Consider the following 22,721-nt stretch of genomic DNA (forward strand, 5'->3'; position numbering starts at 1 on the left):
GAAATAGAATGTTTTGTCTACTTTTGCGAAAGTATTTACTTTTAATGAAATTCTTGTAATAATTCATCAAGTAGTCTACTTTTTTAGCGATTACAGTATGTGTGTAATGAGTAGGAGGATAACATTGTACAAGTATAGTAATAGTCAATCTGAAATGATTGAGGAGATAAAGGTCAAACGAGAACTAATGATTAATAGCGCAAATAAACTGGGTTTTACGAGTGAAGAAACAATCAAATACAGCCAAGAACTGGACGAATTAATTAATAAGTACCATAGGACCGTTGGACAAGCTTCAAGAGCTAATGAAGAAGTTAAATTTGCTTTTAAACAAATGATTATGATTTGGCCCAAAGTTTTAGTTTAATGATGATGATGCAATATGACCACAAGGATGTTTTGAATCATTTTGCGGTTAAAAAATATCAATAATAAACACCATGAGCAAGAGCCCCATAATAAACGCATAAGTCGATACCCGCTCATTTCCATCTCCGTGGCTTTCGGGAATTAATTCTTTATAGATTATAAACAGCATCGCACCCGCGGCAAAAGATAGTCCGTATGGAACGAGATTCTGGACGAACGAAGTCAAAAAATATCCTAATAATGACGTAACAATTTCAATTGCTCCTGTCAAGGTTGCAATGATGAAGGCCTTCCATTTGCTAATACGTTGACTAAGTAAGTATAAGGCGACAAGAAGGCCTTCCGGTGCATTTTGTAAACCAATCGCTAATGCAATTAAATTGCCAGTGTCCCCTTCAGCAGAGCCGTAACTAACGCCAACAGATAAACCTTCGGGAATATTATGCAGAGTAATCGCCGAAATAATTAACAGTGCTTTTTCATCAAATTGAATTCCCTTCTGACTATGCTGCAGGTCAATATGGGGAATATTTTTTTCTAAAAGTGTCAGCACCCATACCCCTAAACAAACCCCGATAAACAGCGGCATATAACCCCCATATTTTAGGGCCTCTGGTATCAGTCCAATGGTAGAGGCTGCCATCATAATACCAGCGCTAAAAGCTAATAGAACATCCTTCCAGCGATGTGTAATAGAATGATGTATAAATAGAATGACTAATGCTCCTGCTCCGGTGGATAAGGCCGAAAGAACACTCCCTATAATAACTGCGTTCATTATATCCTACCTTCCTTAGCTAAAAAACCAAATTTTAAATATCAACAATTTTAGACATTAGCTGTGATTTTTATCATTGTTTATATCTCAATATTTCATATAGTTATATTAGTACTATTTTACTGAAAACTCACATCATGATTTAACTACATACTTTACCACAGCTATATTTAACTTCAACTACTATTGTTAATAAACACCACTTCTTTGAAATTGCATTACGTTTGATTACCTGTCCTATGATTCTTAATTTTAGTTTAAACCAGTAAGAAAAAAAATAAAACAATCATTGTTTGGTACTATGCTTGTGTTGCGATTCATATATCGTTAATAAAAGCATTTTTTATAACCAAAGGAAGCAATCGCTTTCAATATTCTTAGATTATATGGAGGAGGGAAAGTCCTACATGCACATTGTCGTATGTGTCAAACAAGTACCTGATACAAAAATCATTAAAATTAATCCCAAAACCAACACACTCGACCGCCGAAGTGCACCGGCCATTTTGAATCCCTACGATGCCCATGCTGTTCAAGAGGCCGTAAAAATCAGGGAAAAAACGGGTGGTACAATTTCGGTATTGTCAATGGGACCGCCGCAAGCAACGGCTGTTATTAAAAAAAGTGTTGAAATAGGTGCAGATAGAGGTTATTTAATTTCTGACCGTGCCTTCGCGGGGGCTGATACACTTGCGACCAGTTATGCACTTTCTAAAGCGCTGGAAAGAATCAGCAAGGATCTACCTGTCGACATGGTGATTTGCGGCAAGCACGCAATCGATGGTGATACAGGACAGGTTGGGCCAGGTATCGCAAGAAGAATGGATATTCCTCCTGTTACAAATGTAATTGAAGTAACCGAGGTCAATCAAAAGGAAAAAACCGTTCTAATTAAACGTAAATTAACTAGCGGCCATGAATTAATACAGTCGGAATTACCATGCTTATTGACTGTAGAAAAAGAAATAAATGATATTGAATATTCACCAATGCCCAATATGATTAAAGCTACAAGATATGAACCAATCATCTGGGCAGTTAGTGATCTTGAAAATGTGGAACGAACACAGCTTGGACTAAAAGGCTCACCAACTATTGTCGGAAAAATGTTTACACCACCAAGGCCGGAAGGCGGAAAAAGACTTGAAGGAACCGCAGACGAGCAAGTTCAGCAGCTTATGGAAGTCCTGATGGAGAAAAAAGATCTGTTAACATTGCAGTCTAAATAATTAAGATTATCTTTTCGGCAGGGAGGGGTTTACATGAATCTAGACGATTATCGTGGAGTCTGGGTATTCATTGAACAAAACGATGCAAAAATCGAAGGCGTATCATTAGAATTGCTAGGTGCCGGCAGAAAGCTGGCTGATAAATTACAAGTTCCCTTAGCGGGGTTTTTACTAGGCAGCGGGATTAAATCATTAGCCAATCAAGTAATATCTTACGGGGCTGATGAAGTGTATGTGGTTGACCATCCCGTCCTGAAAAATTACAGGACAGAATCCTATATGCAGGGTGTAATGCTGCTGGCTCAAAAATTTAAGCCTGAAATTATCCTTTATGGTGCAACACCAAATGGGAAGGACTTAGCCAGTGCTGTGGCAACTGACTTAAATACCGGTTTAACAGCTGATACAACGATGCTTGATGTTGATGTGAATAATAGATTACTAGAGGCAAGCCGTCCGGCATTTGGCGGAAATATCATGGCAACCATCCTTTGTAAGAAGCACCGTCCGCAAATGGCAACTGTGAGACCAAAAGTTATGAAGGCATTAGCACCCGAGCAAGGCAGACTTGGGAAGATCATTGAAGAGAAAATTGACTTATATGAAGAAGATATGCGCACTAAAGTGCTGCAAATTGTGAATGACGTAACAAAAAAGGTTAATTTGGCAGATGCTCATGTGATTGTCTGCGGCGGGAAGGGAATGGGAGACCTGCAAAACTTCCAGCTCATTCATGAGTTGGCAGAAACAATCGGAGCTAGTGTGGGCGGCACCCGTGATGTGGTAGAAGCAGGCTGGCTGCCACACGAGCAGCAGGTTGGTCAAACCGGTGAAACCGTCACACCGAAAATTTATTTTGCCATAGGTATATCGGGAGCCATCCAGCATGTCGTCGGCATGAAAAATTCCGAGTTCATTATCGCCATAAACAAAGACCCGAATGCGCCAATATTTGATGTTGCCACATATGGAATTGTAGGAGACGCAATGGAAATTATACCAAAACTAATCGAGCAATTTAAGCAGCTTAGGATTGAAAAAGGCGGTGAAATAAGCTATGCCTGAAAAATTTGACGTAATCGTAGTTGGGGCAGGCCCGGCAGGTACATCTTGTGCCCTCACATGTGCAAAAAGCGGGTTAAATGTTTTGCTTATTGAAAGAGGAGAATACCCAGGGGCAAAAAACGTAATGGGCGGAGTATTGTACCGTAAGCAAATGGAAGATTTGATTCCTGAATTTTGGAAGGAAGCCCCATTGGAAAGGCCTGTAGTTGAGCAGCGTTTTTGGATGATGGATAAAGAATCAGTAGTACAATTTGGCTATAAAGGTCTCGAATGGGCAGTAGAACCATATAATAATTTCACCGTCCTGCGTGCACAGTTTGACCAATGGTTTGCAAGTAAGGCAGTCGAAGCAGGTGCTCTCTTAATCAACGAAACGGTTGTGACCGAATGTATTGTCGAAAATGGAAAGGTAGTGGGTGTTCGAACGGACCGGCCAGATGGAGAAGTTTATGCAGATGTGGTTGTCCTTGCTGATGGGGTAAACTCGTTACTTTCTAAGCAGCTGGGCTTTCACAAAGAGTTTCGTCCGGATGAAGTAGCCTTAACAGTTATGGAAGTAATTAATCTGCCAAAAGAAAAAATCAATGACCGTTTTAACCTTGAGGATAACCACGGCTGTACAATTGAAATATTTGGAGATTCTACCAAGGGGAACCTCGGAACAGCCTTTCTTTATACAAATAAAGACAGCTTGAACATTGGGGTAGGCACAACCCTTTCAAGTATGATTAAAGCAAAATTAAAGCCGTATGAATTGCTCGATTACCTAAAAAATCACCCAATGGTCAAGCCATACATTACCGGTGGAGAATCGGCAGAGTATCTTGCGCATCTAATTCCTGAAGGCGGTTACCGCTCCGTACCAAAAGTCGCCGGAAATGGCGTACTTGTTGTCGGGGATGCGGCCCAGCTGGTGAATGCCATTCATCGTGAAGGTTCGAACATGGCAATGCACTCAGGATTATTGGCTGCCGAATCGATTTTGGAGGCAAAAAGCAGGGGCGGCTTTACGGAGGCAAACTTAAATATATATCGAGAGAAGCTATACGGCAGCTTTATCATGAAGGATTTAGAGAAATACAAAGATGCAGCACATACATTTGAGACGTATCCACAATATTTTAATGAGTATGTACCAATGATGAACAAGGCAATGAGTAAATTCTTCACAGTGGATGGGACACCAAAACGTGAAAAACAAAAACAAATCATGAAGAGTGTTACTGCAGAGAAAGGTACACTGCGAGTATTACAAGATATGTATCGTGCATGGAAGGCGGTGAAATAATGTCAACGAAGAATATCGAGGAAAAACAGTATCTCCTCAGGTTTAAATGTGATACGAAGTCCCATTTGACTGTTTTAGATCATGATGTTTGCATGACACAGTGTCCCGATAAAATTTGTACAGTATTTTGCCCTGCCGAGGTGTATAAGTGGGAAGGAACACGGATGCAGGTTGGCTACGAGGGCTGCCATGAATGCGGCAGCTGCCGAATTGGATGTCCATATCAGAACATTAAGTGGGAATATCCAAAGGGTGGACATGGGATTGTATTCCGGCTAGCATAATGATTTTTACTAATATTGTTTAGAATCAATATAATCCGGAAAGACCAGCTATTTTTTTAGCTGGTCTTTCTTTCGTTTTTTTAAATTTGTTTCCATCACTGGTAAGCCGGGTATGTATGGAATATATGCTAAACAAAAAAAGAAAATGGAGGTACTTATTCTATGAGTAAAAAAGTATTGGGTGTTTATAATTCAAGTGATGATGTAATCCATGCGATAGAGGAATTCAAAAACGAAGGATATTCTGAAAATGAATTATCTATTATTGCGAATACACGTGATATTCCTTCAGCCATTCAAAATGAAATAGGTGTAACGACCGAGGAGGTAAGCGGAACGGATTATAATCGAACATATGAACATAGAGGGTTCATTGAAAACCTGCTTTCCGTATTTGAAATTAATTCCAATATAAATGATGGCACAACCTCCTATTTTGACCATCTGGTTGGGTTGGGGTTTGATGAAGACGCTGCCCGCGAATACGAAAGGGATATTAATTCCGGTAAAATTTTGCTTCTATCCGATCGTGAAGCAGAGCAAACCTTAGGTGGTGGATTCACAGGTACCGCCTCGCCTGACCAAACAAAATTTGATGATAATTCGTTTAGTAGGGATAAGGAGCGGACCATGAAGCTTCGAGAGGAACAGTTGGATGTTGCTAAAGAACGTGTCCAGACTGGTGAAGTAGAGGTAAATAAAGAAGTGGTTGAAGAACAAAAAACAGTCCATGTTCCGGTAACGCATGAAGAGGTTTATGTGGAGAGACAAGAAGTGGGCGGTCGCACAGCAGATACCACAACTCCGATTGGGAGTGATGAAACGATCCATGTTCCAATTGTCGAGGAAAAAGTTGAAGTATCAAAAAAACCTGTTGTAACGGAGGAACTGGTAATAGGAAAAAGGCAGGTTACTGAAACCGAACAGGTTACCGATAATATCAAACGTGAGGAAGCAAAGGTGGAAACAGAAGGCGATGCCAAAGTCGATGAGTCAACTATTGGCCGTAACCATGAAGATCAATACCGAAAATAATGGGAAAATATAAAGGGCTGATATGAATGGTGTTTCGGTTTCATAAGTATAATGAAAAGTGTTGTTTGTCAATTGTGCAAACAGCACTTTTTTTGCCGCTGACCAGGGCGCTTACGCTTTTCTCACTATATGTAGGTTTATTCACAAATGAGGGTAAAAAGAAGGTGAAGCAGAAGGTAAGTATTTTGAGGGTTAGCTTATTTTCTCTAATAGGGCTGCAGAGGAAAGTTCGTCTTTTTTGCTTGATGCAGTTAAAGCTGAAGCAAGCGTGATGGCATGATCGATTAATTTCATATCTGCTGAGCAATAATATGGTCTTTTCCAATTAAAATTGCCTTCTTTATCTGCAGGATAAATAGTCACTTTCCAGTGATAATAAATTTTCGACTGTGGGAGTTGTACCCCTTCAACAGCAATGAGCCAGTGGGTGAAAGGTGAATCAGGAGAGTATGCTTCGGATTCCTGTAATGACAGCAGGTCATTTAATCCAATTGGAACGAATGCCTTTTGATAAAAATCATGATAATTTGGGGTTTTCATGTTTTAGCCCTCCCTTTATGGTTTAACTATATTATATGAAACTTTTAAAACTTTTTGAGTGATAAATGTTAAAATTTTTCAAAAAATTAAAGCGGTTTCATAAATTAGACAAAAAGAATGCATCCTGTAAACAATTGTGGATAAAAGTGATATCTGTCACTACATTAAATCAGAGTAGCTTTTATACTTGAAACAAAATAAAACGCTGAGGTGATGGATTATGAGTGACTGTATGAGTGCATTTGGGGGAATGCCCCAAGCTGAATTAAGCGAAGGACTTAAACAATTAAAAAGTGAACATCCTCCATTATTAGAACAATTAGAAGGATTATACGAATTAACTAAGCAAATTGATCAAGAAATAGCTGTAGATGAGAATTTTGGTGAATTAATAACAAAAGTAAAAGAATTTAAGGCATCTTTAGAGCCGCATTCAGAAAGAGAAGAGGGTGTTCTTTTTCCAATGATGGGGGTTTATATTGGAACAACCTCAGGACCGATTGCCGTGATGGAATATGAACATGACCAAGCAAAATCAAATATTGGTGCCTTTCTTGCTAAGGCAGAAGCTTTACCAACATCAACAGATGAGAAGAAACAATTAGCTGAATTAATTCAAAATGCTTACTTCATTTTAACAGAACATTTTTCCAAAGAGGAAAATGTATTATTCCCAATGGCTGAAAGAATGCTTACTAAGGAAGAAAAAGCGGAATTATTACAAAAAATCCAGGAAATAAAGTAAGGATGGGCCTATGCCCATCCTTCTTTATTTTGGTTGATTCCATTCCCAAATCTTTTGATCTGTTGGAAGGAGGAATGCGATTAAACCAAGTAATGGTAATACTCCAAGCCATGTGATCATTGACTGCAAACCAATCAGGTCCGCGATATAACCTAAGCCTACTGAACCAATTGCCCCCATACCAAATGCAAGGCCAACAGTTAAACCGGACATTGTGCCAATTTTCCCCGGAACTAATTCTTGAGCGTATACAACGGTGACGGAAAAACTAGTCATTAAGATAAAACCGGTTAGAATTAGAAAGAAAAATGCTACTGTTGATGGAACATAAGGAATGAGGATAGAAAAGGGCACGGTTGCTAACATGGAAAAGGAAATGATGTTTTTCTTTCCAAATCGGTCTGACAGCGGCCCGCCAAAGAAGGTACCCACAGCTCCGGAAACTAAAAATGCGAATAAGAAGATCTGAGATTCTTTAATCGTAAGGCTATATTCTTTAATCACATAAAAAGTATAAAAATTGGTAATACCGGAAGAATACCAAGTTCTCGCAAAGATTAACAATAGAATCAATGCCAAAGTATTTTTTACCTCTCTTGTTAAACCGTCCTTCTTGGTTACACCTGTACTCTTTTTCTTCGCCGTTACTGGTGAAGTTAGTAATCTTTGATTATACCAATTGGCGATATAAAGCAGTAAAATGACCGCAACTGCCGCGACAATTGTGAACCAGGATGCACCAATTTGGCCAAGCGGCACCAAAATCAGTGCTGTTATTACTGGAGCTAGTGCCTGACCCGTATTGCCTCCGACTTGATAAATGGATTGTGCCAGCCCTCGCCGGCTTCCTGCAGCCATATAGGCTACCCTAGAACCTTCGGGATGAAAAATCGCAGACCCAAGACCAATGAAAACGACAGATAGAACAATCATTAGAAAACTCGAAGCAAAACCCAGTCCAAGGATGCCGAATAATGTAAAGGTTAGCCCAATTGGCAGTGCATATGGCATAGGCTTTTTGTCAGTTATCATTCCGACTGCTGGCTGCATAATGGATGAAATCATATTTAAAGCGAATGCAATAATTCCAAGCTGTGTAAAGCTTAAACCCATTGATTTTTCCAAAATGGGGAACATAGCCGGAACAACAGCTTGAATGGAATCATTCAATAAATGGCACAGTCCAATGATAAAAAGAATTTTATACATAGGTGATTCGGAGGCCTTCTGCGCCTTTGCGGGTAATATTGCTTGTTGATTCATTTAATCCCTTCTTTATTGTTTATTGACAACATATTTTTCTATCCTATCATACTACCGAATAACAAAAATAAGAAATATTTATTTCTCATTTCGGAATATTTAAATTATAACGAAGCAATTGTAATATTAAAATAAAACGAGACCGTTATTGGTCTCGCTTTTCCTTACAGATTGGCAGCGTAATGGTGACGGTAGTTCCAAAATTTTCGGTGCTGTCGATTTGAATGCTTCCCCCGAATGAGTTTATAATTCGCTTACAAATAACAAGACCTAGACCTGTTCCCGTTTCTTTTGAAGTATAAAAAGGGCGAAATATTTTTTCTAACTCATCTTTTGGAATCCCTTTTCCATTATCGTGAATTTCCAGCTTACAAAAATCATTTTCATACATGTAAAGTCTTATATCCAATGTGCCGGCTTTATCAAATGATTCAAACGCATTTTTTGTAATATTTAAGATCACTTGTTTCATTTCATCCTTAACACACTTAACCATCACAGGTTCTTCCGGAAGCTGCCAGATACATGAAACATTGTGTGAATTAGCCTCTGACATGATCAGAGGTTTCAATTCTTGAAGTGTCCCGTTTATATTAATGTTATCCGTCAATTGTGCTGTCGGTTTTCCCAGAATTAAAAACTCACTAACGATTTCATTAATGCGTTTCAGTTCTGAATTAATAACATTAAAATAATAGCGATCCTCAGGGTCCGTGTATTTTTCACTCAGGAGCTGTATTAACCCTTTTACACCTGTTAACGGGTTGCGAATTTCATGTGCTGTACTTGCAGCTAATGTGCCTACTAATTCGAGCTTCTGCAGTTCATTTTGTTTTCTTTCTTGATGCGCATGCTTTCTTAATAAGAAATATTCGATAAGTAAGTAAAGGATATGTGTGATAACGAGGATAATAAACACTATTTTCCCTAGGTCTATACCAATTTCTTTATAACTCCGTTCGGCAATCTTTACTTTTATATTCCACGGTATTCTTTCCATTGGTGAAGTAACCCAATTAGTCTCGTTTGCCGTTTCATTGTAGGCTACATTCATTTCGAGAATTGGCTTTTTTCCTCCATTCACCACAATTAACTTGTTCTCGGGCGTAAGGACCTTCATCAGGTTCCTCATATAATCAATCCGTAAATCAGCAACCAGAATACCCTGTAATTCCTGATTTTCATCGAGCACAGGTGTAGCAAGGCCAATAATATTTTGGTTGTTTCTAAGAATTTCTACTTGATCTGCAATAATTGTATCCTTCGTTTTAATGACTTCTTGGATGAATGGGTGTTTGGCAAAATTGGCATCGTTTCGTAATGGAACAGAGCCAGTTAGCAAAGAGCCATTATGGTCAAGTAAGTAAAGGCCTCCATACCGAGGATCGTTTTGGTTTACCTGCATTAATAATGGTTCCATTTTTGCCGGAAAACCCAATTCATTTCTTGCAGAAAGTGACAGAATATCTAAGCTGGTTTTCGTTTCGCTAATGAATTGATCCCAGTTCTTTTGATAAATTGAGGCGACCCATAGAGCATCCTTTTTTCTTGCTATGTCATTTTCCTTTAAAATATGATAAAAATAGTATGAACCTAAAATTAAAACAGGTAGTACAACAATAAAAAAATAGATATAAAAATTGCCTTTACGAATTTTCATTAAGGTACCCCGATGTATTTTGATGTAAAATATCGTTATTATTATATCAGATGTTTCATGAATTTACCGAAATATTCCTGCTATCATAGAGGAAATTGACAGGAATTGAAAAGTTTTTTATAATTAATTTTGAAATCAAGATAAATTAAAGGTGTGGGTTCAGCAACACACTAAATCAAAAATCAAAAATCAAAAATCTAAAAGGATGAGTTTTTTATGGAAAATGATTCAGTAGCAAAATCCTTAAAGCTATTCATTGTCCTTTCACGAGCGTATAAGGCGATCAATGAACATGTAAATAAAGTCATTCAGGCAAATGGTTTAAATCCAACAGAATTTGCCGTGTTAGAGCTGCTCTACCATAAAGGTGACCAGCCGATGCAGCAAATCGGCGGGAAAATTCTGCTCGCCAGTGGCAGTATAACTTATGTGGTCGATAAACTAGAACAAAAAGGAATGTTGAGACGAATAGCCTGCCCTAAAGATCGGAGAGTCACATATGCACAAATTACCGATGAGGGGAAAAGGTTTATTCAGGACATTTTTCCTGAACATGCGAAGCAAATTGATACGCTCATGTCGAGTCTTGATGATTCAGAGAAAACGGAAGCAATTGAACTGCTGAAAAAGTTAGGTTTGCCTGCGGGTAAATTTTAATACGGCCAATGGTCGTATTTTTTTTATGAAGGAATTTTATGAAACAGTGTCGAAATAATATCGTTGGAATATTTGAAAGAGGGGGATTTTTTTATGAACTTTGAACAGTATACATATGTCCGTCCGAATCTAGAAGAAGTAACGACTAAATTTAACTTAGTGCTTGACCGATTTAAAGAGGCTCTTACTGTTGAAAAACAAAGTGAGGCTATGCATGGCATTAATCAACTAAGAAATGACCTTGGCACGATGTTTAATCTATGCTATATTCGTCATTCGATTGATACGAATGATGAATTTTATAAGCAAGAACAGGATTATATGGATGAAATACAGCCTGAGGTAGAAGGACTGGTAACCAAATATTATCAAGCACTTGTGGAGTCAAAATTCCGCAGCCAGCTTGAAGAAAAGTGGGGCATTCAGTTATTTGCCCTAGCTGAAGGACAGCTAAAGACATTTAAACCTGAAATTGTTCCATTATTGCAAAAGGAAAATCGTCTATCAACGGAATACACAAAGCTGCTTGCTTCAGCTAAAATTGATTTTGAAGGGGAAGAGAGGACCTTGGCCCAATTGGATCCCTTCACAGAATCGACAGACAGGAAAATGAGAAAGAAGGCGAGTGAAGCGAAATTTGGCTTTTTTGCAGAGCATGAGGCGGAACTCGACCGTATCTATGATGACCTTGTTAGAGTAAGAACGGAAATCGCTCAAACGCTGGGATATAAAAACTTTGTGGAACTTGGCTACTATCGAATGATGAGAACGGATTACAATTCCGAAATGGTAGCGAATTTCCGTGCGCAGGTTAAGGACTTTATCGTGCCAATTGCCACAAAATTAAAGATGCGCCAACAGGAAAGAATTGGACTCGACAAATTAAAATATTATGATGAAGGCTTCAATTTTCAGACTGGAAATGCAGTACCAAAAGGCTCGCCAGAATGGATTATCGAAAATGGCCAAAAAATGTATGAAGACCTTTCAGCAGAAACAGGGTCGTTTTTCCGTTATATGCAGGATAACAAACTGATGGATCTGGTAGCCAAAAAAGGAAAAGCAGGCGGCGGTTATTGTACATTTATTGAAAATTACAAAGCACCATTTATTTTTTCCAATTTTAACGGAACTTCAGGGGATATTGATGTCTTAACACATGAAGCGGGTCATGCGTTCCAAGTATATTCCAGCCGTGACTTTGAGGTTCCGGAATATAATTGGCCGACCTATGAGGCATGTGAAATTCACTCTATGAGTATGGAATTCTTTACATGGCCGTGGATGGATTTGTTCTTTAAAGAAGATACAGACAAATATAAATTTTCACATTTAAGTGATGCATTATTGTTCTTACCATATGGGGTTTCAGTTGATGAATTTCAGCACTGGGTTTATGAGAATCCGACAGCTACACCAAAAGAGCGTAAGCTAAAGTGGCGTGAGATAGAGAAGAAATATTTGCCGCATAAGGATTATGACGGCAACGAATATCTAGAAAGCGGCGGCTTCTGGCAGCGCCAAGGTCACATTTTTAATTCGCCGTTTTATTATATTGATTATACACTTGCACAGATTTGTGCCTTCCAATTCTGGAAGCGCTCTAGAGAGGACCAGGAAAAGGCTTGGGCAGATTATGTGAACCTGTGTAAGCTTGGGGGCAGCATGTCATTCACAAAGCTTGTCGCGGCAGCCAACCTGATTTCACCATTTGAGGATGGGTGTGTTGAATCAGTGGTCGCTGTGATTGAGAACTGGTTGAACTCTGTGGATGATCAAAAACTATAAGCTAAAAAGCGAAACCACTTTTATCAGTGGCTTCGCTTTTTTAATTAGTTTACAGTTATGCCTTCGGAGATAACTTTTAACTCGCCATTTTCAACAATTGCTGCTAATTTTTTTGAATCTGGCACTTCTAAAATAAAGTCGGCAATTTTATCTTCCAGTTGTTCCTGAATGACTCTGCGGAGCGGGCGAGCTCCAAAAGCAGGGTGGTAGCCAAGTTCAGCTAATGTTTCTTTTGATTCCTGTGAAATGGATAATTCGATATTTTGCTCTTTTAAGGTTTCTTGTAATTCAATTACCATTAAATCAACAATCGTTAAGATATGTTCTTGATCTAATGAGTTAAATTCAATAATACTATCAAAACGATTCAAAAATTCAGGCTTAAAGAAGCTGCCAAGCGAGTCAAGGATACTTGCTTCTTCTACTGCTTCTGTTGTGCCAAACCCAACGTGGATGTTTTTGTGGCCGACGCCAGCATTACTGGTCATAATAATGACCGTATCCTTAAAGCTGACAATTCTTCCTTGGCTGTCAGTAAGGCGGCCATCTTCAAGAATTTGCAGGAACATGTGCTGTACGTCAGGATGTGCTTTTTCAATTTCATCTAAAAGAATAATGCTATACGGGTTTCTGCGGACTTTTTCTGTCAACTGTCCTGCCTCGTCATGGCCCACATAGCCTGGAGGTGAACCGATTAGTTTAGAAACGCTGTGTTTCTCCATATATTCACTCATATCGAGACGTATCATGGAATCCTTGGACCCAAATAATTCTTCTGCAAGGGTCTTGGTAAGCTCCGTTTTACCGACACCTGTTGGACCGACAAACAGGAAGGAGCCAATTGGACGGTTTTTTGATTTTAAACCGGCCCGGCTGCGTCTAATCGCCTTTGCTACTTTTCTTACAGCTTTTTCCTGACCGATGACCTTCTGACTTAAATTATCTTCTAATACTTTCATTTTCAGCTGTTCATCCTGCTGCAGCTTTCCGACGGGGATACCCGTTTTTTGTTCAATAATTTCTTGAATATGAGAAACAGTAACAACAGGCCTTTCATCACGTATATCCTTATTTAATAACTTTTCCAATTTTGCCTCTTCATCTCTAAGACTGGCTGCTTTTTCATACAGTTCATGTTTGAGGGCCTCGTTCTTTTCAGCTGCTATCTCTTTTAGACGGGTTTCCATTTGTTCATTACTTTTATAATCAGTAGAAAGATTTAATTTAGACCCGGCCTCATCAAGCAAGTCGATGGCTTTGTCAGGTAAGAAGCGGTCTTGAATATAGCGCTGTGATAATTGAACACAGGCAAGAATGGCTTCATCTGAATAAGTGACTTCATGGTAATCCTCATACTTCTTTTGAAGTCCTACTAAAATTTCAATTGCCGCCTCTTTCGTCGGTTCCAGTACATTCACCGGCTGGAAGCGTCGTTCAAGAGCGGAATCCTTTTCGATTTGCCGGTATTCCTTTAATGTTGTTGCACCAACTACTTGTAATTCTCCTCGTGCAAGGGCTGGTTTTAAAATGTTCCCCGCATCCATGGAGCCTTCTGCAGAACCTGCACCAACAAGCAAATGAATTTCATCGATAAACAGAATGATATTTTTTCGTTCCTGCAATTCTGAAATTAATTCTTTCATCCGTTCCTCAAATTGACCACGGATACCGGTATTGGCAACAAGAGAAGCGACATCAAGCAAATAGACCTCTTTATTGCGCAATTTACCTGGGACATCCCCATTAGCGATTTTTATCGCAAGACCTTCAGCAATGGCCGTTTTACCAACTCCTGGTTCACCAATTAAAACAGGATTGTTTTTATTCCTTCTGTTGAGGATTTCAATCACCCGTTTTATTTCCTGATCTCGTCCGATAACAGGATCAATTAAACCTGCCTTTGCCATGATGTTTAAATTTCGTCCAAATTGATCAATAAAGCCGCCTTGTGCCGCTTTTCTCTCACTATGGGGGGTTTGCTGTTCACCCATATTTGGACCCTGTGAATAACCATTTGACATAAAAAGATGGTCAAACGGGAAGTTCGAAAATGAGTTCATATGTTGACCATAGTTTGTACCTAGGGCTTGTTTTTCTATTTTGTAACATGCATGACAGAGTTTCATCTCTTGACGCTGCCCGTTAATATTCATACTTAATTGCACATTTGCATGGTTTTGATTACATCGTTGACATAGCATGTAAAATAACCTCCTTGTTATTCTGCTTTCATCAATTTGACTTTGACTATATTTGACCTTATGACCATAGTATACTCTGACCTTTTTTGACTTTCAAGATATTTGTCTATAGCAATGGTTACCATTTTGGGAAAAAAGCTCGTCTTTGTTTGTCCCTTTGGTCATATATTGATGGTAAGGGGGAGATGATGTGAAAAAGAATTGGAATCAAGCCTTTCAAATTGCGGCAGTTTATGTAGGAACTGTTGTCGGAGCAGGATTCGCCACTGGAAAGGAAATCGTAGAATTTTTTTCACGGTTTGGTTTCTTTGGCTTTATTAGTATATTAATGAGTGGTTATCTTTTTGTCATGATTGGTTCGAAGTTAATGCGTATGGCTGCGCAAATCGAGGCGAAATCCTATCAAGAATTTAATGAGCACCTCTTTGGAAAATGGGCGGGAAGCATCATAAATGTTTTCATGCTTTTCATGCTTCTCGGTGTAAGTGCCGTCATGCTGGCCGGGGCTGGGGCAGTTTTTGAGGAACAGCTTGGCCTGCCCAAAAATCTTGGCGTATTTCTGACCATTTTCCTTTCCTATCTAGTTATGCTAGTTGGTACGAAAGGACTTTTTGCGGTTAATACCTTTGTTGTTCCTTTAATGATTACCTTTAGTTTAATCCTGATGTTTTTGTCACTTAGAATGCCGAATTTTTTAGATCGGTTTTTGTTTATTCCCCATGCTGGTGACGGGTGGAAGAGTGTGATTGCCCCGTTTTCATATGCTGCTTTAAATTTGGGTTTGGCCCAGGCAGTTTTAGTTCCGGTTGCCACCGAAGTTAAGGATGACTGGACAATTAAATGGGGAGGGATTATAGGGGGCCTTGCGTTAACGCTGATTTTAATTGGCAGCCATTTTACCCTGATTATGCTGCCAAATCTGGAATTGTATGATATCCCAATGGCCATTATTATGAAAAACTTAGCACCGTTTTTTTACTGGATTTTTGTACTTGTTATTTATGGGGAGATTTTCACTTCTGTGATCGGAAATGTCTTCGGGCTCGACAGACAGCTGCAGCAATATATGCCGGTTCCAACGTTTGCATCTGTTACGGTCATTTTTGCCGTTTCCTATCTGATTAGTTTGGTGAATTATAGCACGCTGCTTTCTTATTTATACCCTTTGTTCGGCTATATTTGTATGAGCTTTTTTGTTTTATTATGGATGAAACCATTTACCCCAAATATGAAGAATTAATAAAGCAGCTGTCAAAAGTGGCAGCTGCTATTTCTATTTGAAAGGCATAATAATAAATATCATGATATCGAAAATGATATGCGAAACAATCACAAGCGGCATACTTTTTCTCCAATAATACAGTAACCCCCAGATGAGTCCGGAAATAAGGGCTGCGAAAACGAGTAAAAATGAGTCAGAATATAGATGAACCGATGCGTAAAGTAATGCTGCGATTAAAATACCCCAAATAGGACGAAGGTGTGTTACTAATTTTTTTTGGATGAAACCCCGCCAGAACAGTTCTTCCCCTGGAGCAGCAACTAAAATGAGGGCAATATATTGCCAAAATACCTTTGGCGCATACGAGCGGTATAATTTTCTTATCGGCTGCTCAAATGGGAGATGAAGTATTTGGATGACTTGATATCCTAACCAAAATATAAAATAGAGCAATAATCCAGAAAGAACACCGAGGAAAATATATTGGATAAAGGACGCCTCATCATCGACATCTCCTTGGTACGTGGCAAACGCAATTAACACAAGCACAGATCCGGAAAAGATATACCAAAATATGGTTTTATCGTGAAATGAAAAAAATATAAGTGCATGCGCTAAAATCACACCTGCTATTAGGCGTATGGTTAGAATCTTTTGTTTCATGATGTCTTGCCCCTTTTTAAATCAATAAAATATACTTTAACAAAAAATTTGTCGAAAAGGAAATGATTACATTAAACATTTTAACCAATTCTCCTAATAAGAACCTAAAAAGAAGAAAAAATAAACGGGAAGGGAGTGAAAATGATGAGCAAATCGAGGAGTCAACAAGAGCGGGAATGGACGGTCAGGAAGCAGGATCAAAATCCCCATGGCAAAGTCAAATCTTTAAAGCAGTTATCAAAAGAAACGGAACAGGGCAAATAAACTAGCAATGAAAGAAAAGGCAGTAAAAGTCTGCCTTTTCTTCTAAACTATTACATTAATAAGCGCTTTCTTTTACGACTTTATAGTTTTTATGGTTGACAACTGTCCGTTGATCTAATTCTAAATCACGGTAATTGTCCATATATGTTAGGTCGACTATTACAGAATTTTCATTTACCTTTTCAACAATCCCTTGTAAGCCACCACGGAATTCTATGATATTTCCTACTTCTGCTTTTTTCATTCAGTCTCTCTCTCCTTTGCCTTAAAAACTATTAATAAAATCCAGTTAAATAACAGTTTGCACTACTTTTCTAAATTCGTAAAGGATTTTGTATGACAATTTGGTTAATTATTACTTATTATTTTATTATATGCTTGAATGGAGAGTTAAAGAAGGGAAAACGCTTACAATAATAGAATAGAAGGAAAATGGAAAGTTGGCTTATAGATTTGCGGATAAGGTAAAATAGAGGATGGAATAGGGGGTGTGATAAATGCAGGAAGAAATGGTTAACGACATATTAAATCGATTAATGACAGGAGAACTTTCGGAATACTATGTAAAAAAGGAAGATTTTATGGATTTTCGGAAGGTGTTAGTAAAAAGAAATGATTTCAAACATTTCCGTGGAATCGGCGGACGTGGAGGAGATGTGTTATATCAATATCTTAAAGAACCAAGAAGTTAAGGGGATGGGATGATGGCCTTACTAGAAAAAATTGCCCAAATCAAGCAGGAAATCGGTAAAGTAATTGTCGGAAAAGACATAGAAGTGGAATTAATGACAATCTCATTATTATTTAATGGCCATATTTTGCTTGAAAGTGTTCCTGGTACAGGAAAAACGATGCTGGCGAAAAGCTTTGCGGCCGCAATTGGCGGGGCATTTTCCCGCATCCAGTTTACTCCGGATGTGCTTCCAAGCGATGTCACTGGGATTCAGTTTTTTAATCCAAAGATACAAGAGTTTGAGCTGCGGCCTGGCCCGATTATGGCAAACATTGTTTTAGCTGATGAAATTAATCGCGCTACACCGAGAACACAGTCAAGTTTATTGGAGGTGATGGAGGAAAGACAAGTTACAATTGATGGTGTGACCGTACCATTGGAAGAACCGTTTATGGTCATTGCTACACAAAATCCGGTAGAATCGCAGCAGGGAACCTTTGCATTGCCGGTGGCGCAAATGGATCGGTTTTTTATTAAAATTAAGGTCGGATATCCCGAATATGAGGATGAAAAGAGAATTATGCAAATTCACCGTGGAAACAAAAAAATGCAAACCATTACCCAGGTGTTTACCATCACAGAAATTGAACAATTTAAAGCATCCATGGGTGAAATCCATATTTCTACAGATATAGAAGACTATCTTTTAAGCATTATTAGGAAAACGCGTGAACATCATCATATTGAACTAGGGGTCAGTCCGAGGGGAACACTAGCTTTAATGAGAGCGGCACAAGGAAAAGCCTTTTTGAATGACCGTACATATGTTACCCCAAATGATGTAAAAGCAGTTGCCCCGTACGTTCTGGGTCATAGAATATTTCTTTCGATTGAAGGGTCACTTACAAACTCACCAGAACTTATTATCAATGAAATCCTCGATTCTATTTCCGTCCCAGTCGAAGCCGGTGCAAATGGATGACTTGGAAGAGGTATGGGGTTGAAGATCGAAAAATCCAGGCGATCAGCGGTTTTGCCATTATACTTATTATTGTAAGTCTCTATATGGGGTCCAAATTAGTATTGTTCTTGGCAGTATTTTTTCTATCTGCAACATTTTGTAATCAACTTTACTTGAAAAAAGCAGGAGAACAGCTTTATTTTGAAAACAGATATGAACGAAATCGCTTCTTTATTGATGATGAAGGTCAGTGGGTATTAGCGTTTCGAAACGAAGGATTGCCAATTTTAAAGGCGGAGTTACGCGTTTACTTTGATCACTTTGTCGCTCCTAAGGATGTGAACTTAGAGCCCAGTCTTTCCATGTTTGATCTTTCTATTCCGTTTTCTGTTTACACGAAGCAAGCAAAACAAATCATTATTCCTTTTTCGGCGAAATGGAGGGGGATTGCCAAAATACGCAAACTCGAAATTCATGTTCCCAGTATTCTGGGTTTTGGGGAAACAGTCTTAGAATCAACCCATTATTTAAAACAACATGCAGTAGTTTATCCTGAACCATTGCCTGTAAAAGGCCTAAAGGAGCAAATGACGATCCTTCAGGGTGTAAATGTTGTTCCTCATTCTGTTTATGAGGACCGGCTTGGACCACTTGGGACAAGAGACTATACCTCGTCGGACAGTTTTAACCGAATCCATTGGAAGGCAAGTGCAAGAAAGCAAACGTTGCAAACGAAAATATATGAAAATATTTCTGAAAAGGGTTGGAATATCGCGTTAAATGTTTCCGATGGACATTCCATTACAGGTCATCTAGAAATGCTTATTAGCAGTCTGACAGATATAGCTTATTTCGCTTTCAAACAGCAAATTCCTTACTCATTATGTATAAATGTACGAACAGCCGGGAATACTCCCTTCCTTTATGTTCCAAAAGGGGAGGGAAAAGAGCATCTACAAAAAGTGTTAGAAACCCTTTCATCTGTCAGTACTCAAAATTCAAGTGTCCCCTATGATTATATGCTTTCCTTTTATCACCGGCATTTGGCTCCACTGCCATTTTTCATTCATACGGGCATAAGGACAATTGAAACTGATCGAATGCTTCAATATATGGCAATCAAGGGTACTGCGATATATGAAATAAAAATGGATCAAGGGCAGGGATTTTTCAGTAAATTAGAAGTCCTTCCAGAAAGAAGGGCTGGATTATGATCAACCGTCTAGCCCTTGTAACCTATCATTTTTTATTAGAATTAATTGCCGGTCTTCTTATTCTATTCTTTTTCTATATCAGCAAGAAAGAGCTGCCGCCTATTTTCATACTAGCTGCAATATGTATCGTGGGCATTCTTCTTTTTACTGTCCTTCTTACAAAATTTCATGAAAAGGGTAAATGGCTTTATTTAGTCATCCTATTTCCTTTACTGATACTGATTGGACAAGAGGCAGGATTGTCACTGTTTATGGCTATATGCCTTGGATTGATTGTTTTTTGGCGGGGAATTTACCTGTTTGAAGAGCCATTAAGGGAATCCGAATCCTCAATATTGCTCGTTTCATTCATAATTAGCATGATTGCGATTATTTATGCAGCCATGAGCAGGTATCCCTTTCAGGGAGCAATTATTTATTTAGTCATCGGGCAGCTATCCCTTATCCTGATGGGCGGTTTTTTTAGAAAATGGAATTCGATGCAGGATGATAGATCAAAGTTCGCTGTTTACTTCTTAAAAATATTTGCCGTTGTTTCTGTGATAGGTGCAGCACTAACTTTTTTATTAAATTATATTCAATTCGTATTCTTTTGGATCTTACAATTAGTTGTAACGCTTTTTACATTTATTGCCGCACCCCTATTTGGCATCCTCGAATATCTTTTTAGTCTGAAAGGAAACGAGGAACGAAAAACAAACATTAGTAGCGGCAGCGGTTTGCTGGATGAAGATGGGAAGTATCAGGAGCCATCCTATGACCTAACAGAAAAAAGCTTGTACATCCTGTTGACCCTGGGGACAATTTCTTTAATCATTTATCTCTTTTATAAAAAGAAAATAAAGAATCAGACATATAGCAATGATTCAGCGTCCATTTTTTCTGTTTCCGAGCGTGTGTTTGGAGCGATGAATGTATCCAAATTTCATCAGAAAATCAAACCCCCGAATGATTTAATCAGACGGGAAATATTTGAATTAGAAAAATTTGCGCACAAACTTAACTTAGGTCGTCTTAGCTTTGAAACTCTGGAGGAATGGTGGCAGCGTGTCGGTCTATCAGGTTCACGAGCATCAATCGAAATCTATGAGAAAGTGCGTTATGGTGCTGCTCTCGTATCTGAAGAAGAACAAATTCTATTAAGAACGGAAATGGGGCACCTCAAGCAGCAATTAAAAGTCATTCATAATCGCCAAGAAGAAATATAATGCAAAGGTCACTGATTATAGGTGACCTTTCTAAGAATCCAACCTGGCGGCTTATCATAATCTGGAATGGGGGGATAGTATGGAAAAATATATTTTATCTTTAGACCAAGGAACAGCAAGCTCAAGAGCCATTATTTTCAATAAAAGCGGGGGAATCGTCCATACCGCCCAAAAGGAATTTACACAATATTTTCCCAAGCCGGGCTGGGTCGAGCATAATGCCAATGAAATTTGGGGTTCGATCCTGTCAGTTATTGCCGGAGTGTTATCCGTATCGGGTATTAAACCAGAACAAATCGCAGGCATTGGTATTACCAATCAACGGGAAACAGCTGTTGTTTGGGATAAAGAAACAGGTGAGCCGATCTACAATGCAATTGTTTGGCAATCGAGACAGACAAGCGAAATTTGTGACGAGTTGAAAGAAAAGGGCTTAAATGATCTTTTTCGCAAAAAGACAGGCTTACTCATTGATGCCTATTTCTCCGGAACAAAAGTAAAATGGATCTTGGACAATGTAGAAGGAGCTCGTGAAAAAGCAGAAGCAGGAAAATTGCTGTTTGGAACAATTGATACGTGGTTAATTTGGAAACTTTCCGGCGGACGAGCGCATGTTACTGATTATTCAAATGCTTCCCGCACACTGATGTTTAATATTCATGAACTTAATTGGGATAATGAGTTACTGGACATTTTGGAAGTTCCCAAATCCATGCTTCCGGAGGTTCGCCAGTCATCTGAAGTGTATGCTAAAACGATAGATTATCACTTCTTCGGTAAAGAAATACCGATTGCAGGAGTTGCAGGGGACCAACAGGCAGCATTATTTGGTCAGGCATGCTTTGAAAAAGGCATGGCTAAAAATACGTATGGTACCGGCTGTTTTATGCTTATGAATACAGGAGAAAAAGCAGTTCAATCTGAGCATGGGCTATTAACAACTATTGCATGGGGATTAAATGGTAAGGTAGAATATGCGCTCGAAGGTAGTATTTTTGTTGCGGGATCCGCAGTTCAATGGCTTCGGGACGGTTTAAGGTTAATTCAAGATGCCCCACATAGCGAAAGATTGGCTGAACAGGTAGAATCGACAGAAGGCGTATATGTCGTCCCCGCATTTGTTGGACTAGGTACACCATACTGGGATAGTGATGTCCGTGGAGCGGTTTTCGGTATAACACGTGGAACTTCGAAAGAACATTTTGTCCGTGCTACACTTGAATCGCTTGCGTATCAAACAAAAGATGTCTTATCAGCAATGGAAGGAGATTCCGGTATTGAACTTAAAACACTTCGCGTTGATGGCGGTGCTGTGAAAAATAATTTCTTAATGGATTTTCAAAGTGATATTCTTAATGTTCCAGTTGAAAGGCCAACTATCAATGAAACGACGGCTCTTGGTGCAGCCTATTTAGCCGGTTTGGCAGTTGGTTTCTGGGGTAACCAAGAAGAAATTTCAAAACAATGGGCAATTGACAGACAATTCCCCCCAATGATGACGGAAGAAAAACGAATTACTTTATATGCTGGCTGGAAAAAAGCTGTTAAGGCGGCAATGGCTTTCAAATAATAAATTTGGAGAGACCACAAAAACATTACCTTAAAATTCGGTAG

23 protein-coding genes are annotated in these 22,721 nt (G+C 38.9%); 16 read left to right on the plus strand and 7 right to left on the minus strand.

All coding sequences use genetic code 11. The features are described 5' to 3' along the window. Positions 1-124: 124 nt before the first annotated feature. The gene (locus tag ACO1D1_RS11715) at positions 125-367 is read left to right on the plus strand and encodes an aspartyl-phosphate phosphatase Spo0E family protein (protein WP_149869398.1); all 243 of its coding nucleotides are present in this window, start codon (positions 125-127) and stop codon (positions 365-367) included. 48 nt (positions 368-415) lie between these two features. On the opposite strand, the gene ACO1D1_RS11720 is transcribed toward ACO1D1_RS11715, so the two are convergent. Continuing rightward, complete coding sequence (locus ACO1D1_RS11720) at positions 416-1,147, minus strand: ZIP family metal transporter (protein WP_149869399.1); 732 nt, start codon at positions 1,145-1,147, stop codon at positions 416-418. Between the two features lie 407 nt (positions 1,148-1,554). Between ACO1D1_RS11720 and ACO1D1_RS11725 the strand changes: the two genes are divergently transcribed. From ACO1D1_RS11725 to ACO1D1_RS11745, 5 genes are all read left to right on the plus strand, one after another. Further along, positions 1,555-2,376, plus strand: a complete 822-nt coding sequence (locus tag ACO1D1_RS11725; protein WP_149869400.1) for an electron transfer flavoprotein subunit beta/FixA family protein — start codon at positions 1,555-1,557, stop codon at positions 2,374-2,376. A 33-nt stretch (positions 2,377-2,409) separates the two neighbouring features. Beyond that, positions 2,410-3,441: an electron transfer flavoprotein subunit alpha/FixB family protein gene (locus ACO1D1_RS11730; protein WP_423336046.1), complete on the plus strand. Its 1,032-nt coding sequence runs from the start codon at positions 2,410-2,412 to the stop codon at positions 3,439-3,441. After that, positions 3,434-4,729 carry an FAD-dependent oxidoreductase gene (locus ACO1D1_RS11735; protein WP_149869402.1) on the plus strand — a complete coding sequence of 432 codons (1,296 nt, stop codon included), beginning with the start codon at positions 3,434-3,436 and terminating at the stop codon, positions 4,727-4,729. The genes ACO1D1_RS11730 and ACO1D1_RS11735 overlap by 8 nt, the downstream gene beginning before the upstream one ends. Next, positions 4,729-5,013: a ferredoxin family protein gene (locus tag ACO1D1_RS11740; RefSeq protein WP_040204690.1), complete on the plus strand. Its 285-nt coding sequence runs from the start codon at positions 4,729-4,731 to the stop codon at positions 5,011-5,013. The genes ACO1D1_RS11735 and ACO1D1_RS11740 overlap by 1 nt, the downstream gene beginning before the upstream one ends. A 162-nt stretch (positions 5,014-5,175) precedes the next feature. Continuing rightward, complete coding sequence (locus ACO1D1_RS11745; protein ID WP_423336047.1) at positions 5,176-6,048, plus strand: YsnF/AvaK domain-containing protein; 873 nt, start codon at positions 5,176-5,178, stop codon at positions 6,046-6,048. Positions 6,049-6,240: 192 nt separating this feature from the next. Here the strand turns inward: ACO1D1_RS11745 and ACO1D1_RS11750 are convergent, their stop codons facing one another. Then, the gene (locus ACO1D1_RS11750) at positions 6,241-6,588 is read right to left on the minus strand and encodes a hypothetical protein (RefSeq protein ID WP_423336048.1); all 348 of its coding nucleotides are present in this window, start codon (positions 6,586-6,588) and stop codon (positions 6,241-6,243) included. Positions 6,589-6,808: 220 nt separating this feature from the next. Here ACO1D1_RS11750 and ACO1D1_RS11755 point away from each other — a divergent pair, with 220 nt between their 5' ends. Next, positions 6,809-7,333: a hemerythrin domain-containing protein gene (locus ACO1D1_RS11755; RefSeq protein ID WP_423336049.1), complete on the plus strand. Its 525-nt coding sequence runs from the start codon at positions 6,809-6,811 to the stop codon at positions 7,331-7,333. A 24-nt stretch (positions 7,334-7,357) separates the two neighbouring features. Here ACO1D1_RS11755 and ACO1D1_RS11760 read toward each other — a convergent pair whose 3' ends face one another. After that, complete coding sequence (locus tag ACO1D1_RS11760) at positions 7,358-8,596, minus strand: MFS transporter (protein ID WP_423336050.1); 1,239 nt, start codon at positions 8,594-8,596, stop codon at positions 7,358-7,360. A gap of 145 nt (positions 8,597-8,741) precedes the next feature. Then, entirely contained in the window at positions 8,742-10,256 is a 1,515-nt protein-coding gene (locus ACO1D1_RS11765) for an ATP-binding protein (RefSeq protein ID WP_423336051.1), read from the minus strand. Between the two features lie 216 nt (positions 10,257-10,472). On the opposite strand from ACO1D1_RS11765, the gene ACO1D1_RS11770 reads away from it, so the two are divergent. Continuing rightward, complete coding sequence (locus tag ACO1D1_RS11770; RefSeq protein ID WP_149869407.1) at positions 10,473-10,913, plus strand: MarR family winged helix-turn-helix transcriptional regulator; 441 nt, start codon at positions 10,473-10,475, stop codon at positions 10,911-10,913. 93 nt (positions 10,914-11,006) lie between these two features. Beyond that, positions 11,007-12,701 (plus strand): M3 family oligoendopeptidase, encoded by a 1,695-nt coding sequence (locus tag ACO1D1_RS11775; protein WP_149869408.1) that lies wholly within the window; start codon positions 11,007-11,009, stop codon positions 12,699-12,701. Positions 12,702-12,745: 44 nt separating this feature from the next. On the opposite strand, the gene ACO1D1_RS11780 is transcribed toward ACO1D1_RS11775, so the two are convergent. Beyond that, positions 12,746-14,902, minus strand: a complete 2,157-nt coding sequence (locus tag ACO1D1_RS11780) for an ATP-dependent Clp protease ATP-binding subunit (protein WP_149869409.1) — start codon at positions 14,900-14,902, stop codon at positions 12,746-12,748. A gap of 190 nt (positions 14,903-15,092) precedes the next feature. Here ACO1D1_RS11780 and ACO1D1_RS11785 point away from each other — a divergent pair, with 190 nt between their 5' ends. Further along, a complete protein-coding gene (locus ACO1D1_RS11785) occupies positions 15,093-16,142 on the plus strand; it encodes a YkvI family membrane protein (protein WP_149869410.1) in 1,050 nt (349 codons plus the stop codon). Positions 16,143-16,175: 33 nt separating this feature from the next. Here ACO1D1_RS11785 and ACO1D1_RS11790 read toward each other — a convergent pair whose 3' ends face one another. Further along, positions 16,176-16,787 (minus strand): CPBP family intramembrane glutamic endopeptidase, encoded by a 612-nt coding sequence (locus tag ACO1D1_RS11790; protein WP_149869411.1) that lies wholly within the window; start codon positions 16,785-16,787, stop codon positions 16,176-16,178. A gap of 144 nt (positions 16,788-16,931) precedes the next feature. On the opposite strand from ACO1D1_RS11790, the gene ACO1D1_RS11795 reads away from it, so the two are divergent. Further along, complete coding sequence (locus ACO1D1_RS11795) at positions 16,932-17,051, plus strand: DUF6254 family protein (RefSeq protein ID WP_223820924.1); 120 nt, start codon at positions 16,932-16,934, stop codon at positions 17,049-17,051. 55 nt (positions 17,052-17,106) lie between these two features. Here the strand turns inward: ACO1D1_RS11795 and ACO1D1_RS11800 are convergent, their stop codons facing one another. Continuing rightward, the gene (locus ACO1D1_RS11800; RefSeq protein ID WP_149869412.1) at positions 17,107-17,295 is read right to left on the minus strand and encodes a YkvS family protein; all 189 of its coding nucleotides are present in this window, start codon (positions 17,293-17,295) and stop codon (positions 17,107-17,109) included. Positions 17,296-17,548: 253 nt separating this feature from the next. On the opposite strand from ACO1D1_RS11800, the gene ACO1D1_RS11805 reads away from it, so the two are divergent. From ACO1D1_RS11805 to glpK, 5 genes are all read left to right on the plus strand, one after another. Beyond that, complete coding sequence (locus tag ACO1D1_RS11805; RefSeq protein ID WP_423336052.1) at positions 17,549-17,743, plus strand: hypothetical protein; 195 nt, start codon at positions 17,549-17,551, stop codon at positions 17,741-17,743. Between the two features lie 12 nt (positions 17,744-17,755). Continuing rightward, a complete protein-coding gene (locus tag ACO1D1_RS11810; RefSeq protein WP_149869414.1) occupies positions 17,756-18,706 on the plus strand; it encodes an AAA family ATPase in 951 nt (316 codons plus the stop codon). Continuing rightward, positions 18,703-19,899: a DUF58 domain-containing protein gene (locus ACO1D1_RS11815; RefSeq protein ID WP_149869415.1), complete on the plus strand. Its 1,197-nt coding sequence runs from the start codon at positions 18,703-18,705 to the stop codon at positions 19,897-19,899. The genes ACO1D1_RS11810 and ACO1D1_RS11815 overlap by 4 nt, the downstream gene beginning before the upstream one ends. Beyond that, the gene (locus tag ACO1D1_RS11820) at positions 19,896-21,107 is read left to right on the plus strand and encodes a hypothetical protein (protein WP_423336053.1); all 1,212 of its coding nucleotides are present in this window, start codon (positions 19,896-19,898) and stop codon (positions 21,105-21,107) included. Before ACO1D1_RS11815 ends, ACO1D1_RS11820 begins: the two co-directional genes overlap by 4 nt. Positions 21,108-21,186: 79 nt before the next feature. Next, on the plus strand, positions 21,187-22,677 hold the full coding sequence (glpK, locus tag ACO1D1_RS11825) for a glycerol kinase GlpK (protein WP_423336054.1): 1,491 nt from the start codon (positions 21,187-21,189) through the stop codon (positions 22,675-22,677). Positions 22,678-22,721 lie beyond the last annotated feature (44 nt).

It is taken from the genome of Neobacillus sp. 19, assembly GCF_049463095.1.
Lineage (GTDB): Bacteria > Bacillota > Bacilli > Bacillales > Cytobacillaceae > Neobacillus.